General features: G+C 68.4%; 9 protein-coding genes. 5 read left to right on the forward strand and 4 right to left on the reverse strand.

The window, feature by feature from the left end:
• Positions 1–35 precede the first annotated feature (35 nt).
• Positions 36–4001 carry a CARDB domain-containing protein gene (locus tag ACLQ29_RS27405; protein ID WP_425774315.1) on the forward strand — a complete coding sequence of 1322 codons (3966 nt, stop codon included), beginning with the start codon at positions 36–38 and terminating at the stop codon, positions 3999–4001.
• On the opposite strand, the gene ACLQ29_RS27410 is transcribed toward ACLQ29_RS27405, so the two are convergent.
• The 3 genes from ACLQ29_RS27410 to ACLQ29_RS27420 are packed head-to-tail and all read right to left on the reverse strand — an operon-like array spanning position 3991 to position 4816.
• A complete protein-coding gene (locus ACLQ29_RS27410; RefSeq protein ID WP_425774316.1) occupies positions 3991–4308 on the reverse strand; it encodes a hypothetical protein in 318 nt (105 codons plus the stop codon). The genes ACLQ29_RS27405 and ACLQ29_RS27410 overlap by 11 nt on opposite strands.
• Positions 4305–4565, reverse strand: a complete 261-nt coding sequence (locus tag ACLQ29_RS27415) for a DivIVA domain-containing protein (RefSeq protein ID WP_425774317.1) — start codon at positions 4563–4565, stop codon at positions 4305–4307. The genes ACLQ29_RS27410 and ACLQ29_RS27415 overlap by 4 nt, the downstream gene beginning before the upstream one ends.
• Positions 4562–4816 carry a hypothetical protein gene (locus tag ACLQ29_RS27420; protein WP_425774318.1) on the reverse strand — a complete coding sequence of 85 codons (255 nt, stop codon included), beginning with the start codon at positions 4814–4816 and terminating at the stop codon, positions 4562–4564. The genes ACLQ29_RS27415 and ACLQ29_RS27420 overlap by 4 nt, the downstream gene beginning before the upstream one ends.
• 137 nt (positions 4817–4953) lie before the next feature.
• Here ACLQ29_RS27420 and ACLQ29_RS27425 point away from each other — a divergent pair, with 137 nt between their 5' ends.
• From ACLQ29_RS27425 to ACLQ29_RS27435, 3 genes are all read left to right on the forward strand, one after another.
• Positions 4954–5835: a helix-turn-helix domain-containing protein gene (locus ACLQ29_RS27425; RefSeq protein WP_425774319.1), complete on the forward strand. Its 882-nt coding sequence runs from the start codon at positions 4954–4956 to the stop codon at positions 5833–5835.
• Positions 5825–6022 carry a DUF397 domain-containing protein gene (locus ACLQ29_RS27430; RefSeq protein WP_425774320.1) on the forward strand — a complete coding sequence of 66 codons (198 nt, stop codon included), beginning with the start codon at positions 5825–5827 and terminating at the stop codon, positions 6020–6022. The genes ACLQ29_RS27425 and ACLQ29_RS27430 overlap by 11 nt, the downstream gene beginning before the upstream one ends.
• Positions 6023–6394: 372 nt before the next feature.
• Entirely contained in the window at positions 6395–6544 is a 150-nt protein-coding gene (locus ACLQ29_RS27435; protein ID WP_425774321.1) for a hypothetical protein, read from the forward strand.
• Between the two features lie 154 nt (positions 6545–6698).
• On the opposite strand, the gene ACLQ29_RS27440 is transcribed toward ACLQ29_RS27435, so the two are convergent.
• A complete protein-coding gene (locus ACLQ29_RS27440; RefSeq protein WP_425774322.1) occupies positions 6699–9773 on the reverse strand; it encodes a DNRLRE domain-containing protein in 3075 nt (1024 codons plus the stop codon).
• 523 nt (positions 9774–10296) lie between these two features.
• Between ACLQ29_RS27440 and ACLQ29_RS27445 the strand changes: the two genes are divergently transcribed.
• Complete coding sequence (locus ACLQ29_RS27445; RefSeq protein ID WP_425774323.1) at positions 10297–17517, forward strand: putative adhesin; 7221 nt, start codon at positions 10297–10299, stop codon at positions 17515–17517.
• Positions 17518–17669: the final 152 nt, after the last annotated feature.

Raw genomic sequence — 17669 nt, forward strand, 5'->3', positions numbered from 1 at the left:
ACCGCGGCAACCGTCCCCCGACGACAAGGACAGTGATGAGACGAACGAATCTGTTCAGGATGGTGGCGGCCACGGCCGCCGCCACGCTGATCGCCACGGCCGGAGCGACAGCCCTCGCGAACCCGGCCGCCGCCCGCCCGACCGCCACCGCGGCCGCACCGAGCAGCGGGTTCGCCGCGGCGGCCACAAACCTCGCCCAGGGCCGCCCCACCCAGGAGAGCGGCCACGCCGACGTCTACGACTCGTCGAAGGTCGTCGACGGCAACGCGGGCAGCTACTGGGAGAGCGTCAACAACGCCTTCCCGCAGTGGGTGCAGGTCGATCTCGGCTCGTCGCAGAGCGTCAACCAGGTCGTGCTGAAGCTGCCGACCTCCGGTTGGGGCACCCGGACGCAGACGCTGAGCGTGCGGGGCAGCACCAACGGTTCGTCCTTCACCGATCTGGTCGGGTCGCAGACGTACACCTTCAACCCGGCGAGCGGCAACACGGTCACGATCAACTTCGGTGCAACCTCCACCCGCTACGTCCGGATCACCATCACCGCCAACAGCGGCTGGCCGGCCGGGCAGCTCTCCGAGCTGGAGGTGTACGGCAGCGGCGGCACCACCCCGGACACCACCGCGCCGAGCGTCCCGGGCAACCTCTCCTACACCCAGTCGGGCACCACGATCGGCCTCACCTGGGTCGCCTCCACCGACAACGCGGGTGGCAGCGGCATCGCCGGCTACGACGTCTACCGCAACGGCGCGTTCCTCCAGTCCGTCGGCAACGTGACCACGTTCAACGACACCCAGCCGGCCACGGCGACCGTGTCGTACTACGTCCGGGCCCGCGACGCCGCCGGCAACCTCTCCGGCAACAGCAACACGGTGACCCGTACCGGCAGTGGTGACACCACCGCGCCGAGCACCCCGGGGACGCTGTCGCAGAGCACGTCGGGCAGCACCATCACGCTCACCTGGGGCGCCTCCACCGACTCCGGCGGCAGCGGGCTGGCCGGCTACAACGTCTACCGGGGCGGCAACCTGATCGCGACGCTGGGCACCGTCCTCACGTACCAGGACACCCAGCCGGCGACGGCGACCGTGTCGTACCACGTCCGGGCCCGTGACGGCGCGGGCAACCTGTCCGGCAACAGCAACACCGTCACCCGGACCGGCAGCAACCCGCCCGCCTGCACAAACGTGGCATCGGGCAAGGCCATGACGGCGAGTGGCTCCACCTTCAGCTTCACCCCGGACAAGGCGAACGACGGGCAGCTCGCCACCTACTGGGAGGGCGCGGCGAGCTACCCGCAGAACCTGACTGTGGCGCTCGGTGCCAACCACTCGATCTCCGGCGTCACCGTGCGGCTCAACCCGGACTCGGCCTGGGGCACTCGTACCCAGACCATCCAGGTCCTCGGCCGCGACCAGGCGTCGTCGACGTACACAAGTCTGGTGTCGGCGGCGGCCTACCAGTTCGTCCAGGGCACCAACCTGGTGACCATCCCGGTCAGCGCCACCACGGCGGACGTGCAGTTGCGGTTCACCGGCAACACCGGCGCCCCGTCCGGCCAGGTGGCCGAGTTCGAGGTGTGCGGCACGCCGGCACCCAACCCGGACCTGGTGGTCAGCTCGGTGACCTGGTCGCCGACGTCGCCCAGCGAGGTCAGCGCGGTCACGCTCTCGGCAGTGGTGCAGAACATCGGGTCGGCGTCCGCCGGCGCGACCACAGTCAACTTCAGTCTGGCCGGCGCGGTCGTCGGCAGTGCCACGGTGGGCGCGCTCGCCGCCGGAGCCTCGACCACCGTGTCGGTGAACGCGGGCACCCGCCCGATGGGCAGCTACGCCGTCACGGCGGTGGTGGACCCGACGAACACGATCGTCGAGCAGAACAACGGCAACAACAGCCTGACGGCGGCGTCGCCGCTCGTGGTGGCGCAGGCCCCGGGGCCGGATCTGCAGGTGCTCAGCATCGCCTCGAACCCGCCGAACCCGGCCGTCGGGGCGTCGGTCACCTTCACCGTGGCGGTCCGCAACCGGGGCACCACCGCGACCGGCGCGACAACTGTCACCCGGTTGGTGGCGGGAAGCACCACGCTCAACACGACCACCGCCTCGATCGCGGCCGGCGCGACGGCCACCGTGGCCGTCAGCGGTAGCTGGACCGCCACCAGCGGCGGCGCCACCATCACCGCCACCGCCGACGCCACGAACGTGGTCGCCGAGACCAACGAGACCAACAACGCGTTCAGCCAGTCGATAGTGGTCGGGCGCGGCGCTGCCGTCCCGTACGTCTCCTACGAGGCGGAGGCCGGCCGTTACCAGGGCACGCTGCTGGAGACCGACGCGCTGCGCACCTTCGGCCACACCAACTTCGCCAGCGAGTCGTCCGGCCGTAAGTCGGTACGGCTCAGCAGCACCGGCCAGTTCGTCGAGTTCACCTCGGCCAACCAGGCCAACTCGATCGTGGTGCGCAACTCCATCCCGGACGCTGCGGGTGGCGGTGGCATCGAGGCGACCATCAGCCTCTACGTCAACGACGTCTTCTCCCGCAAGCTGACCCTGTCGTCGAAGCACAGCTGGCTCTACGGCAACACCGACGGTCCGGAGGCGCTCACCAACACCCCGCAGGCCGACGCCCGACGGCTCTTCGACGAGTCGAACGCGCTGCTGGCGCAGTCGTACCCGGCCGGTACCCGGTTCAAGTTGCAGCGCGACTCGGGTGACACCGCCTCGTTCTACGTGATCGACACGATCGACCTGGAGCAGGTGGCACCGGCGGCGAGCCAACCGGCCGGCTGCACCTCGATCGCGTCGTACGGCGCGGTCCCCAACGACGGGATCGACGACACCGCGGCCATCCAGCGGGCGGTGACCGACGACCAGAACGGTGTCATCGGCTGCGTCTGGATCCCCGCCGGGCAGTGGCGGCAGGAGCAGAAGATCCTGACCGACGACCCGCAGAACCGGGGCATGCACAACCAGGTCGGCATCAGCAACGTCACCATCCGGGGCGCCGGCATGTGGCACTCGCAGCTCTACACGCTCACCGAACCGCAGAACGTGGTGGGCGGCATCAACCACCCGCACGAGGGCAACTTCGGGTTCGACATCGACAAGAACACCCAGATCTCCGACATCGCCATCTTCGGCTCGGGCCGGATCCGTGGCGGTGACGGCAACGCCGAGGGTGGCGTGGGTCTGAACGGTCGGTTCGGGACCGGCACGAAGATCAGCAACGTCTGGATCGAGCACGCAAACGTGGGTGTCTGGGTGGGTCGTGACTACGACAACATCCCCGACCTGTGGGGGCCGGCCGACGGGCTGGAGTTCACCGGGATGCGGATCCGCAACACGTACGCCGACGGCATCAACTTCAGCAACGGCACGCGCAACTCGCGGGTGTTCAACTCGTCGTTCCGCACCACTGGCGACGACGCCCTGGCCGTCTGGGCCAACCCGTACGTCAAGGACCGCAGCGTCGACATCGCCCACGACAACCACTTCGTCAACAACACCATCCAGTTGCCCTGGCGGGCGAACGGCATCGCCATCTACGGCGGCTACGACAACTCGATCGAGAACAACCTGATCTACGACACCGCGAACTACCCGGGCATCATGCTGGCGACCGACCACGACCCGCTGCCGTTCTCCGGCACGACGCTTATCGCCAACAACGGGCTCTACCGCACGGGTGGGGCGTTCTGGAACGAGGACCAGGAGTTCGGCGCCATCACGATCTTCCCGGCCACCCGGGACATCGTCGGGGTCACCATCCGGGACACCGACATCATCGACTCCACGTTCGACGGCATCCAGTTCAAGAACGGTGGTGGCACCATACCGAACCTTGCCATCACCAATGTGAAGATCGACAAGTCGAACAACGGCGCGGGCATCCTCGCGATGAGCGGCGCACGCGGCAACGCCAACCTGACGAACGTGACAATCACCAACTCGGCCGACGGCAACATCGTCATCCAGCCGGGCTCGCAGTTCGTCATCACTCCCTGATCAACACGCTTTCCAAGAAGTCGGGGTGTCCGCGGGTTGCGGACACCCCGACTTCCGTGCTGGGCACTGCGGCGCAGGGTCCGTCGTGGGCGTCGCGCCGCCGGCAGCGGCCGGCACCGTCGAGCGCGGCGTCACAGAACACTCGGGTGCGCAGAAACTGCGCATCCTCCTCGCTCAGCGTGATCTCGCCGAAGTCGAGAACGGCGAGGTGGCCGAGCGAGCCCCGCAGCGCCACGGCCAGGGCGGTGACCTCGTCCGGGCTGGTCAGCGCGGTCGGCAGGTGAATGATCCAGCGCGGGGTGGTCATCGCGGTCGACGGTTGTCAGACGTGGTCGGGCCACAGCGGCGGCTGCTGTGTCGAGCCTGCCACTGGATCAGCGCTCGGCGAATCCGTTCCGTCTCGGTGGTGGCGGTGATCAGTTCGCGGTGCAGCCGCTCCAACTCGTCGGCCACCCGGCCGAGGTAGTCGCGCACCTGGCCGGGATGCAGGCCACGCCACCGGGTGTCGAAGGCTGCGGCACGCACCTGTGATGGTGGCAGGTGATCTGCGATGACCCGGCTCATCGCAGGGCCACCGTTCCGCCGGCGATCAACGTCTGCACCTGTGCGTCGGTCAGGCCGCGCCGTTCCAGGACGCGACGGCCCCAGCGGTACAGCCGGCACGGGTGCGGCGCCTCGTCCTTGCGGCACCGCTCACCGTCGGGGGTCAGGTCGGCGGCGTGCACGGTGACGGCCCGCAGCGCGAACACGACGTCCTCCTTGGTCACGTAGGGCGGTAGCGGCAGGTCTTCGGTGCTGTCGTCAACCGGGTCCATGACACTCCTTCGGTGGGGCTCGCTCTTTTCGTGGTCATCCACGATGGTCATTCCGAGGCTGGCCCAACACAATCTTTCGCGGCAGAATGCGGACCAAGGGGCGAGGTGTCTTACGCGACGACAACCAGGGAGATGACGTGGACGACTCCGGCAGCACGGTCCCACGGAGGCAGCTTGGCAGATATCTGAGAGAGCTTCGCGAAAATGCCTATGTGACGGTCACCGCGGCGGCCAAGGAATTGGAATGGTCGGCACCTCGAATCTGGCGCTACGAGACCGGCCAGGTCCCCATGCACCCGAACGACGTGGCGGCGATGTGCCGCGTCTACGGCGCGTCCCCGGAGACGATCGAGACGATGCGGGCGCTGGCGCGGGAGACCAAGGCGCACGGCTGGTGGCACAGCTACGGCGAAGCGATCAAGGACTGGTTCAAGCTGTACGTCGGCCTGGAAGCCGCCGCCACCCGCATCCGTCACTACGAGGCGAACCTCGTACCGGGGCTGTTGCAGACGGTCGAGTACATGACCGAGGTGATCGCCACCGACCACCCGCAGATGGGCGAGCAGCAACGTCAGGCGAAGGTCGACGTGCGGCTGCGCCGCCAACGTCTGCTGGCGCGGGCGATACCTCGCGCTCCGCGCCTCGACGTCATCCTGAGCGAGGCGGTGCTGCGCCGGCCGCTGCGCGATCGTGCGGCGATGGCCCGGCAACTGGAGTCACTGCTGGTGTCGTCACGACAGCACAACATCGGCATTCGGGTGTTGCCGCTCGCTGTGGGCCTGGTGCGCTGGGCACAGGCCGGCACCTTCACGATGCTCGACTTCCCGGCCGACGTGCGTGAGCCGGAGCCGACGACGATCTACATGGACGGTCCGTGCGGCGCGGTCTACCTTGACAAGACCCACGAGATCGAGATCTACGAAGACGCGTGGCGCTCCCTCGGCGAGCGGACGCTGAGCGCCGACGAGTCCCGTGAGCTGATCGCGACGATAGCGAAGGAGATGACAGATGGTGCGTGACGGAGTCTGGCGCACGTCGTCCCGGTCCGGCGGCGAGGGCAACTGCGTCGAGGTGGCCGGGTTCGTCGACGCGGTCGGCGTACGCGACAGCAAGGACCGGCACGGTCCGGCGTTGACCTTCACCGAGTCGGCCTGGGCCGCCTTCATCACGTCAACCCGCGCGAGGCAGGTGAACAACCGCCGCTGAGTCGCTCGGCGAACTCGTTCAGCAGAGATCTTGGAAGGATTCGGCCCCGGGAGGGGCGCTTTCCCTCCAAGATCTGCACGAACCAGTCGTGCATGGTGGGGCCGCACCCTGACGATCTCCGGGGGAGGAGCCTGTCGTGATCGATCACCACGCCTACCGGAACGTTCGCTCCCGCTCAGCAGCCACCTTCGATCTCTCGGTGAGGTTGCCAGCGACACCTTCGGTTCGACCGTGATGTCGGCGAACGTCATCGCTGCGACCGGACCTTCCCGCAGGTGGGGCTGCTGGGGTGAGAGGGATCCCGAAATCGCGGTCTTCCGGGGGTTTCCCACCTCGGCCGTACGCAGCGAATGGCAAGAGCAGTTCGCGCCCATGCTGGACGCGTTCGGCGCGCTGCAGTCGTACGTCCCGCTGGCCTTTCCCGGTCGGAGCGTCCCGGACGTGTGGGCCGCGACCCTGGCCGCCAACTACGGCGACGGGATCGTGCCACCCCGGCCGAGTGATCAGGACCAGTGCGGCTGACCGTCAGCGTCGGCCTGGACCGCGTTCGTCCAGGTGGCCAAGCGCAGCACCCGGGCAAGCCTGACGACGGCCCGCAGGTCCTCGGCGCTACCGCCTCTCACGCAGAACGACGGGCCCGAGCAGGTGACTGCTCGGGCCCGTCGTCGGTCGCATCTCAGCCGAAGGTCTTGTCCGCGTTCACACCGTCGCCCAACACGATGAAAGGCATGCCGGCATTGATGGTGTTCGCGCGGTAGGTCCACATCCCGCCTGATCCGTACCGGGCCCAGAAGTCGGGCACCCGGTCCCCGTTGATGTCGGGGATCCCGATGAGTGCGGTGATCGCGGTGTCTGTCCAACCCAGGGCGTAGACGATGTCTCCGCTGCGCGACCCGCCGGGCGTCTTGAGCGAGTCGAGCGCCACGCTGCCCGGGGCACCGCCCGGCTTGCCGTGCCGCAGGAACATGATGCCGCTGTCCAGGTTGCGCCAGACCAGGTCGGGCGTGCCGTCCAGGTCGACGTCCGCCACGTTGACGATCTCCTGGCGAGTCCAGGTGCTGTCCTCCATCAGGGTCGCCTCCTGGAAGCTCGCCCCGGTGTAGCCGCTCAGCACCCACCAGGATGTTCCGGCCCGCAGGATCAGGTCGGGCAGCCGGTCTCCGGTGATGTCGCCGACCGCCTTGATCTGCGTCCAGGTCGACGAAGCCGGCGCGTTGCCCGGCAGGATGACCCGCAGCCGCTTGTCCACGTTGAAGCTGCCGTAGCCATCGCCCGGATAGAGCCAGAAGGTGCCGTCCGGGTTGATGGCGAACAGGTCGGTCGAGCCGTCGCCCGGGTAGGCGTCCGCGTACTTCGTGATCAGGGCGGCTCGACCGGAGGCGGGGTTGAACCAGTGTCCCGCCGGGTTGAGCGTGCCCCGGTCGTCATAGGAGGCGACCTGGGAGCCGCCTATCTCCCCGCCCACGTCGCCGGCGTAGTTGCGCAGAATGCCGCCGGAGTCGACCACGAGCAGGTCGACAATCCCGTCGCCGCCGGTGTCGCCGGGGCCGTCTGCCACGTCTCGTGGCGGTATGTACGACACGTAGTCGGTCCGGGCGCTCTGGTTCCCGACAGCGTCGTAGGCGTACACCTGCAGGGTGATCGGGCCGGCGTGCCGGGGCATCAGGTTGGGCACGGTGGCGGTGCCGTTTGTGGCGTTCACGTACTGAACGAGACCGACATCCTCGTACAGGTAGGCAAACCGCACAGCGCCGGCGGCGGTGAAGGTGACCGGGCCCGTCTGGCCGAACTTCACGGTGGCCCACGTCGCGCCGTCGGGGGTGGCCTCGCGGAACACCGGACTGGTGACGGTCGGCGCGGGCGGCGCGGAGGCGTCGATGACGAATCGGCAGGGATCGTTTCCAGGCGGGAAGTACGAGGATGTCGCGTTGGACTCGTCCTGCGCGTTGACGTCCCAGAAGTAGAGGCCGCCGTCCACAAGGCTGGTCGTCGGGATGGTCAGGCTTGCCCGACCGCCGCTCAGGTTGGTCACCAGGGTGCCGGCCGGGATCGTCTCGCCGCTCCTCCACCAGCGGAAGCGCAGGCCCTTGAGATTGCCGTCGGCATCGCTGGCGTTGGCCGCGAGGACGATGTTGGTCTTGGCGATCGTGACACCCGCGGTCGAGCACGCGCCGCCGGGGGTGGTGGTGCCGTCGGTCGGCTCGTTCGGCGGCCGGTTGTAGGTGACCGACAGCAGGGCGGTGTTGACGCTGAACTTGCGCCAGGTGTTCGTGTCGGACTCGTTCGTGGCGCGCATGCCGAGGGTGAGGTTCGGCACGCCGCTGTTGGCGCCCAACTGCGCGGCGTTCGTCGCGTTGAAACTGACGTAGTCCTGTGCGCAGTTGCCGTTGTAGCCGCGGGCGAAGGTCTGCCGGCTCTGCTCGCCGATCCAGCCCGGCTGCTTGTTCCAGGTGGTGCCCGAGGAGATGGCGCCGGTGAGCCACAGTTGCAACTCGCGTGCGGTGCAGCTGTAGGAGTAGTTGTTGAAGATCTTGAAGCTGGCCGTGCTGACCGTCGCCCCCCGGAGGCTGCTGCTGAAGCCCATCCGCCAGAAGGAGCGGGCCCGGAACGGCGAATCCTTCTCGTAGCCCACCCGCGTGACAGTCGTGCCGCTGTTGAAGTTGGTGCCGTTCCAGGTGTTGGTGTTCGGGTTCTGGGCGTAGACAGTTGCCCAGGCGGTCTCACCGCTGTTCAGCGTCGGGTCGATGAAGACGGGAAAGAGCGTGTCCGGGCGACCGAGGAGCCCACCGGCGGCGGCGTCGAGGTGCAGTCGGACATCGCCGGTGCGGTCCCGGTCGAGACGTGTGGACAGTGGCGCGTGGTGAGCGCCGGGCTCGCTGCCGCTGAGGCCGGAGAGCTTCAGGACGTCGGCCGGGTTGGCTACGGAGGTGCGGGCGACGGCGCCCGGCTCGGCCTCCGGGTCGCGGCCGGCGGAGTCCCAGGCGAACGGGGTCGGGATCGAGGTGATCTCCGCACCGCCGGCGCGGTCGAGCACCCGTACCCCACCGGTGTTCTTGTCGTGGTGGAAGACGAGCGTGCTCGAGCGCAGGCCGTAGCTCACGCCGCCGAGGCTCTGCGCGGCCGCGCGGTCCTTGACGATCAGCAGTTGGGCGAAGCCGCCCTGGTCCCGGGCGACGACCAGGAGGTCGATGCCGGGCCGTACCTCCGGATAGAGAGCGCGCGCGCCGTCGAGCACCGGCTCCGGCAGACGGCCGGGCCAGGTGTACGCGATGGTGTGACCGGCCACGTCCACCTCGGCCAACACACTGTCGTCGGTGGTGGTGCCGCCGTTCGAGAAACGTACAGGGGCGGGCACGTTCACCGGGCGGATGTCGAGCCCGCCGGGGGCTTTTCCGGTGCGGGTCAGCGTGTTGTCGATGTCCCTCCACCGGCCGCCCGCGTCCTGCGACCGCTGGGGCAGGACGTGGAATTCGCTACGCAGTTGGCCGGTCGGCAGAGCCCAGGTGCGCGCGGTGGCGGTGGTGGCCGTGTCGACGAGCACCTCCGTGCGGGTGCGGTGGGCCTCGGCGGCGGCGGCCGCCTCATTGCGGGGCGCGACGCGTGCCGCGATGGTGGCGTCCTTCGGCGCTTCGTCGGAGCCGAGCCACCCGGGCAGGGGGGCGGCGACGAGGGCGGCCAGCGTGAGGCCCACGGTGAGGGTGAGCCTGGTGCGCGTACGCACGAAGGGGCTGAGCAGGCGAGGCGCGGTCACGGCGAATCCACTCCCGTAGGGGCCAGGTGGATGGGAGGCGATGCGCGAACGTCCCGGTGGGCGGAGCCGCGGGGCAGAACGCGGGCACACGATCGCATGCCGCAGCCCCACTGCGGTTACCCTGCGGCTGTTACCGATCTGTTATCTAGCGTTAAGTGTTTGCTCAGGTCAGCTAAAAATTTGATCTTGTGTCTGGATTTGTTGGCCCGAATTGCAGTGCAATGTGGAGGCATGCGGCGAGGATTCGGCTTCTCCCTGACCGCTCAATTTCTGGCCAAATGTGGCGTGATGTAGGTCATACCGAGTCGCCTGCTCTCACTCTTCGTAATCTTGATTTCGCGCTATGCCTGCCGCACAGTGCTCAACCATGCGCCGGACGTGGCGCCGGTTTCCGCGGTTCTCCGCGCCACCCCTTTTCGTCTTCGCTGGTGGGAGTCGACGCGTGCGAGGTTTCGGTTTGCTGGTCCGGCGGTCACGCCCCGGAACCCCGACGGGACCTGGCCACCGCCGGGCCCGTCGAGCGATGGTGCTGGCCCTGTGCACGACACTTGTGGCGACGATGGTGCCCGCCGAGGCCTGGGCGGTGCCCGGCCCCGGCATGGCACGCGAGGAGAGCACGTTCGAGCTGCCGGACATTCCGGCGGCCGAGCGGGTGGGCGAGGACGCCGCCAGCGAGACGAATCTGACCACCGCCGACGAAGTGCCTGTCACGCCGTACCTGCCGCAGAAAGTCGAACCGTGGCAGCAGGGCAGCGGCGACGTGGACCTGACCGGGGTCGCCGCCGGCGTCACCGTGCCGGTCGACGACCTGCCGATCGAGCTGGGCGTGCCGGCGGGGGCCGACCCGGCCGCCCTTGCCGGCTCCTGGACCGTCGACCTGGCCGCCCCCGAGGCCTCCCAGGACGCGGGCGTCTCCGGTCTGATCATGAAGATCACGCCGCCCGCGACCGCGGATCCGGCGGCCGAGGTCGCGCTCAGCGTGAACACGACAGAGTTCGTCGACCTGTACGGGCCGCAGGCCGCGGACCGCTTCGGCGCCGTGCTGCTGCCCGGTTGTGTGTACGACGCCCCCGACACCGGTGACTGCGCCGCGGACGGGACCGCCCCCCTGGACGCCGGGGCGCAGACGCTCTCGCGCGACGTGCAGCTGGTGCCCGCCAAGAAGTCGGGCGCCAGGACCACCACTGCCCAGGACGAGTCGACCCGCCGACTGACCACCAGGGTCCCGGTCGGCCCGCTGTTGAACGGCGCGACCGGCTCCGCACAGGGCAGGTCCGCGGCAGCGGCCGAGCCCAACGTGGTCGGCGTGCTGGACACCGGAGGCTCGGCGGCCGGCGACTACACCGCCACCCCGCTGCTCTCGTCGGGCTCCTGGGCCGCCGGCTCCTCCTCCGGCGCGTTCACCTACTCCTACCAGGTGCAGGTGCCGGAGACCGCCGGCGGTCTGATGCCGAAGGTCGCCCTCTCCTACTCCTCGCAGTCGGTCGACGGCCGTACCTCCGCCACAAACAACCAGGCCTCGTGGATCGGCGACGGCTGGGACTACAGCGCCGGGGCGATCACCCGCAGCTACGCGACCTGCCGCGAGGACTCCAAGAAGGCCGGCTCCAACAACAAGGACCACCGCACCGCCGACCTGTGCTGGGGTTCTGAGAACGCCACCCTGTCGCTCGCCGGCGCGACCACCGAGCTGGTCTGGGACGGCAGCACGTGGACCACCGCGAACGGTGACGGCTCCGTTGTCGAGCTGAAGAAGAACACGGGCCTGGCGAACGGCGACGCGAGCGGTGAGTACTGGGTCGTCACGACCCGCGACGGCACCCGCTACCACTTCGGCCTCAACCGGCTGCCGGGCTGGACCGCGGGCAAGCCGGAGACCAACTCCGTGCTCACCGTGCCCGTCTACGGCAACCACGCGACCGATGGTGATTCGGCGGAGACCTGCTACAAGCCGGACAACTGGGCCGGCTCTGCCTGCACCCAGGCGTGGCGCTGGTCGCTGGACTACGTCGAGGACGTCCACGGCAACGCCATGAGCCTGTGGTGGGCCAAAGAGAAGAACTACTACGCCCGCAACTTCAACTTCACGTCGCCCGTCGAGTACGACCGGGCCGGCTACCTCACCCAGATCGACTACGGTCAGCGCAAGGACAGCATCTTCTCGGCCGAGGCGCCCGCCCGCGTCCGCTTCGCGGTCGCCGAGCGCTGCTTCGACTCCGGCTCGCTCACCTGTAGCGACGCCAACTTCGCCCACAGGAACCCGAGCAACTACCGCCTCTGGTACGACACCCCGGCCGCCCTCCGGTGCGCCGACAGGGAGAAGTGCTGGAACGCCGGGCCGTCGTTCTTCAGCCGCAAACGTCTCGACACCATCAGCACGTCCGCCCAGCGGCACTCCGGCACCACCGCCCACCAGAAGGTGGACGACTACAAGCTCAAGCAGTCCTTCCCCATCCTGCGTACCGGCCCGAACACCGCGCTGTGGCTGGAGTCGATCTCCCGTACCGGGTACGGCCGCGACGGCACCGGAGACGCGGTCACCCTCAACCCGGTGCGCTTCGAGGCCAACGCCGAGGACATGCCGAACCGCGTCAAGCGGGACAACCGACCCGGCTTCTCCCGGTTGCGCATCTCGCGGGTCATCAACGAGTACGGCGGCGAGACCGTCATCAGGTACAAAGCACCGGTCGGCGGCTGTGCGAGTGGCAGCGGCCTACCCGGCAAGACCGACACCGCCGCGCTGAAGGCCAACAACCGGCTCTGCTATCCGAGCTACTGGCACCCCGATCCGTCGGTCGAGGACATCGACTGGTTCCACAAGTACGTCGTGGACAGCGTCGAGGAGTTGCCGAACGTCGACGGCGCTTACACCACGGTCACCCGGTACGAATACCAGAACGCCGCGTGGCGCCTCGCCGAGCAGGAGTTCACCAAGAAGTCCACCCGGACCTACTCCCAGTTCGCTGGCTTCGCGCTGACCACTGTCCTCACCGGCGCGGACGAACCCAGCCTCGGCAGCAAGCGGACCAAGGTCGTCACCCGCTACTTCCAGGGCACTGGCGACACGGTCTCGGTGAAGGACATGGCCGAAGCCGAGATCGCCAAGGACCGCGAGCCCTTCGCCGGACGGGTTGCCGAGGAACTGACGTACGCCGACGCGGATGACAACGACACGACCGGCTGGCTCACCCGCAGCGTCACCTATCCCAGTGCGCAACTGCTCGCCAGCCGTACCCGGGACGACGGTCTGAGCCCGCTGGAGGCGTGGCGGGTCACCGAAACGCGCCAGCGGTCGTACACGAAGTCCTCGGGCAGCGGCGACGACAACCGCACCCTGCGCACGATCGAGACGAACACGGACTACGACACCGGAACCGGCCTGCCGACGAAGGTGGAGTCGCTCGGCGACGTCGACAAGAGCGGCGACGAGTCCTGCACCTTCCTGGAATACCTGCACCGGACCGACAAGAACATCATCGGTCTCACCAAGCAGACCCGGAGCAGCCCGACGACCTGCGGCACCGCCACGTTCGACGACCTGACGACGCTGAGCGCCGCCGGTCGGGTGGCCTACGACGGCCAGTCGTACGGCACCGCGCTCGGCGCCAACGCCCGTGGCCTCGCCACCCAGACCTGGTCACTCAAGGCCGACGGGTCGGGTTTCCAGCCCGACGGCGCCACCGGCTTCGACGCGATCGGCCGGGTCGTCTCGAAAACCGACCCCGACGGCAAGACCTCCACGATGACCTACACCCCGTCGACGGGGCAGGCCTTCTCGGTGACCGAGCAGAATTCCCTCGGGCACAAGCAGGTCCAGGAGATCGAGCCAGGCCGCGCCACCACCGTGAAGACCACCGACCTCAACAACCGGGTCAGCGAGGCCCGGTACGACCCGATGGGTCGGCTCGTCGAGGCCTGGGCGCCCGGCCGTACCCCGTCCGCCTCCCTCGTCCCGGATTTCAAGGCCGAGTACGCGACCCGGCCCGGCAAACCGCCCTACATCACCACCTTCAGCCGCGGCCACGAAGGCAAGGTCCAGACCGCGGTCACCCTCTACGACGGTCTCGGACGTGAGCGGCAGAGCCAGGAACAGGCGACCGGCGCGGGTCGGCTGATCACCGACACGTTGTACGGCAGCTCCGGTGAGGTGTGGCAGACAAACAACGCCTACTTCGCCGACGGCAGCCCGGTCGGCACGCTGTTCACACCGTTGGCGGACACGGCGGTGCCGAACGCCACCCGCTACACCTACGACGGCCTCGGCCGGGTCACCCGGGAGATGCCGGTCCTGCGGGGTGTCGAACACCCGGCGCGTTCCACGAACTACGCGTACGGCGCCGACTACTCGACGGTGATCAACCCGTCGGGTGCGACCTCCTACCGGATGTACACCGACGCCCTGGGCCGGACCACCCGGTTGGACACGTTCACCGACGCCAACCGCACCACGTTCACGTCCATGCGTTACCAGTACGACGCGCGCGGCCAACTGGCGCAGGCCACCCACTCCGCCGACCCGACCCGCCCGTGGACCTGGACCTACGACCAGCGCGGCCGGCAGAAGACCGCCACCGACCCCGACGCCGGCACCACCCGGATCGCGTACGACCACCGGGACCGGCAGCTGACAAGCACAAACGCCCGCGGCGTCACCGTGTGGAACGGCTACGACGAGCTTTCCCGGCCGACGCAGCAGCGACTCGGTGACAGCAACGGCGCTCTGGTGGCGGAGTACTCCTACGACACCGTCCCCGGCGGCAAGGGCCTGCCGGCCACCGCCACCCGCTACACCGACGGCCTGCCCTACACGCAGTCGATCGGCGGCTACACGGAGGACTACCAACCGACGTCCACCACCCTCACGCTGCCGCAGTCGGTCGCGGACACCTGGGGTCTGCGCAACTCCTACCGCTACGACTACACCTACACCGACACCGGTCTACCCGAGTCGGCCGTCCTGCCCGCCGTGGGCAGCCTGCCGTCCGAGAAGCTCGTCATGCGCTACACGAAGGACGGGCTGCCGCTCTCGGTGTCCGGCAAGGACTGGTACGGCGCGGAGACCGCCTACTCGCCGTACGGGCAGGTGCTGCGCTCGACCCTCGGCGCCCAGCCGTACCGGGTGTGGGCCCTGGCGTCGTACGACGACGCCAGCGGTGCCCTCAACAGCCAGCAGGTCTACCGCGAGCAGACCGGCGACAAGAGCATCGTCGGCGGCAACCTCGTCTCGAACCGCTCCTACGCCTACGACGAGGCCGGCAACGTCACCGCGATCCGCGAGCAGGCCACCGGCATCGAGGAGCGGCAGTGCTTCCAGTACGCGGTCGGCCGGTTGAAGACGGCCTGGACCGCCAAGGACCAGGCGCAGTGCTCCCCGGGCCCGGTCAACGGGGACGGCTCTCTCAACGTGGCTGCCGGCCCGGACAAGTCCGGCTACTGGCAGGAGTACGAGTACGACCTGCTCGGTAACCGCACCAAGCTGGTGGAGAAGGACCTGACCGGCGCCGCCGCCAAGGACGCCACCACCACGTACACCTACGGCAAGGCCGACGGCAGCCAGCCGCGCACCCTGACAAAGGTGACAAAGAACTACGTCACCCCGGCCGGTGCCGCGGTCACCGCCGCCGCCGAGCGGCTGTACGAGCTGACCGGCGAGACGAAGTCCGTCGCCTCGATCGACAACGGTGACGAGCAGACGCTGTCCTGGACCTACGACGGCCAGGTCGAGCGGGTCAACGGCGCGGGCGGCAAGGGCAAGAGCGCGTACGTCGGTCTGGCCGACATGTGCCTCGACCTCAGCTACGGTCTCGCGGTCCCCAACCAGGCCCTGATGCTGTTCCCGTGCAACGAGTCGCCCGCCCAGAAGTGGGCCTTCGCTGCCACGCCCAACCAGAGCAACCCGAACCTGGGCACGCTTTCCGCGTACGACAACTGGTGCATCCAGCCGGCCGCCGACACCGCGGGCTCGGTCCTCGCCGTGCAGAGCTGCACGGGCGCGGCGGGCCAGCAGGTGGAACGCCTGTCGACCGGTCAGCTCAAGCACAGCGCCTCCGGCCTGTGCGTCGCCGTCAAGGACGCCGTGCCGGTCGGCGGAACGCCGGTCGTGCTGGCCACCTGCGCCACCGTGCCGGCGCAGCAGTGGGAGGCGCAGGACGAGACCCGGCACATCTACGGCCCGGGCGGTACGCGTCTCCTGACGATCCAGCAGCGCCAGGCCACCCTGAACCTTGGCGAGGCGCAGCTCACCATGCGGCGGGGCGGGGAGCAGATCTCCGTCCAACGCTCGTACGCCGCGCCTGGTGGCACGGCGGTGCGCTACGCGAACGGTGCCGTCGACGGCTCCCATCTGCTGGCCCTCGCCGGCGACCACCAGGGCAGCACGTACGCCGAGATCGGCATGTACGACACGGTGATGCCGGTGCGGATCCGGAAGCAGGATCCGTTCGGCAACCAGCGAGGCACCGCTCCGCTCGGCGTCAACATGCAGAACAACACCGGATTCCTCGGTGCCCTTCGCGATGACGCGTCTGGTTACACCCCGCTCGGCGCGCGTCTGTACGACCCAGCCGTGGGACGGTTCCTGTCCGCGGACCCGGTCCTGGACCTGAGCGACCCGGCCCAGTCCAACGGGTACGCGTACGCCCACAACAACCCGGTCACCCACTCGGACCCGTCGGGTCTGTCGGTGGCGCTGACCGCGTCGGAGACGGCGGCGGCGCTGGCGGGCGCGGGTCTGTCGGCCGCGCAGGTCTCCGAGGCGCAGTCGAACATGGGCCGGTCGTTGATGTCGGTGGTCCTGGACACCGCCTGGTCGATGCTGAAGGACTTCATTGGCATCACCGACGCGATCAACTGCTTCGGCGGTGACATGTGGTCCTGCGGCAGCCTGATCATCCAGGCGATCCCATGGGCCAAGCTCGGCAAGATCCCGGCCGTGATGAGAGCGGTCAATCGAACGATCGATGCCATCCAGGCTTGGCAGAAAGCGCGTCGGGCCGCCGAGGCGGTGCTGGCAGCAGCCCGTGCGGCAGAGCAGGCGGCGCTCAACGCCAAGAAGCTGGCCATCGAACGGGCGAAGAAGGCAGCCCAGGCGGCGAAGAAGAAGGCCGCCGACAAGGTCAGTACGACAAGTAACAAGGCGACAAACGCCACGAAGAAGACCGGCAACCCGGTCCAGAAACAGGCCCAGGCCAAGAGCAACCCGAAGGGATCCTCTGCCGCGTCGAGCGGCGCCGGCAAGGGATCCGGAGGTGCTAAGGCAACTTCCAAGCCTGGTGGCTCGTCGGGTGGGTCTTCACGCGGCAACGGCGGTTCCAGCGGGGGCAAAGCCGATACACTGTCAGATTCCGGCACGGGTAATTCTGGCGGCGCGAATCGTACAGATGCGCCTTTCCGAGGTGACGGTGAAACCGTTTTCCATGGGCACGGATCCTGGCGACCTGAGGACGGTATGGTTGTTGTCCCTGAAGGAACTTCGGTTGCCTTCTACGGAGAGCACGGCTTCACGATTACGAGACAGCAGGGAATGCGTATCTCAGGGCCGGGTGGCCCTCGGATGACTCCGGTCGAAGTCGCTGGCCCAGGCTCCATTATTCCTAACTACACCTTGGCGCCTCTCGGTCCCGGTTACACCTTCCGCAATGGGTCTGATGTCGTGGAGGAGAGAACGCTGCTCAGCGATCTGCTTAAGCCGGACATGGGCACCTGCCACTGGGCGGCCTGCCGGGGAGGGCGGAACCCCCGCTAGTGAGGATATGATTCGATCTCGACGAGTCGGAGGCCTTGGGGTGGCGGCGTACGCCGCCACCCCAAGGCTGTTGCTGAAAGTGGCGGTTTGGGATAACACGATGTGTGGGCTTACGGGTACCGGACAATTACACGTCCAATTGGCTGTGTGGG

This window comes from Micromonospora sp. DT228 (assembly GCF_049841595.1).
In the GTDB taxonomy this organism is placed as follows: Bacteria; Actinomycetota; Actinomycetes; order Mycobacteriales; family Micromonosporaceae; genus Micromonospora.

Coding starts and splice junctions, on each gene's coding strand:
- ACLQ29_RS27415 (WP_425774317.1), bottom strand. CDS start 4,565: ATGAGCCGGGTCATCGCAGATCACCTGCCACCATCACAGGTGCGTGCC.
- ACLQ29_RS27430 (WP_425774320.1), top strand. CDS start 5,825: ATGGTGCGTGACGGAGTCTGGCGCACGTCGTCCCGGTCCGGCGGCGAG.
- ACLQ29_RS27445 (WP_425774323.1), top strand. CDS start 10,297: ATGGTGCTGGCCCTGTGCACGACACTTGTGGCGACGATGGTGCCCGCC.
- ACLQ29_RS27405 (WP_425774315.1), top strand. CDS start 36: ATGAGACGAACGAATCTGTTCAGGATGGTGGCGGCCACGGCCGCCGCC.
- ACLQ29_RS27435 (WP_425774321.1), top strand. CDS start 6,395: ATGCTGGACGCGTTCGGCGCGCTGCAGTCGTACGTCCCGCTGGCCTTT.
- ACLQ29_RS27410 (WP_425774316.1), bottom strand. CDS start 4,308: ATGACCACCCCGCGCTGGATCATTCACCTGCCGACCGCGCTGACCAGC.
- ACLQ29_RS27420 (WP_425774318.1), bottom strand. CDS start 4,816: ATGGACCCGGTTGACGACAGCACCGAAGACCTGCCGCTACCGCCCTAC.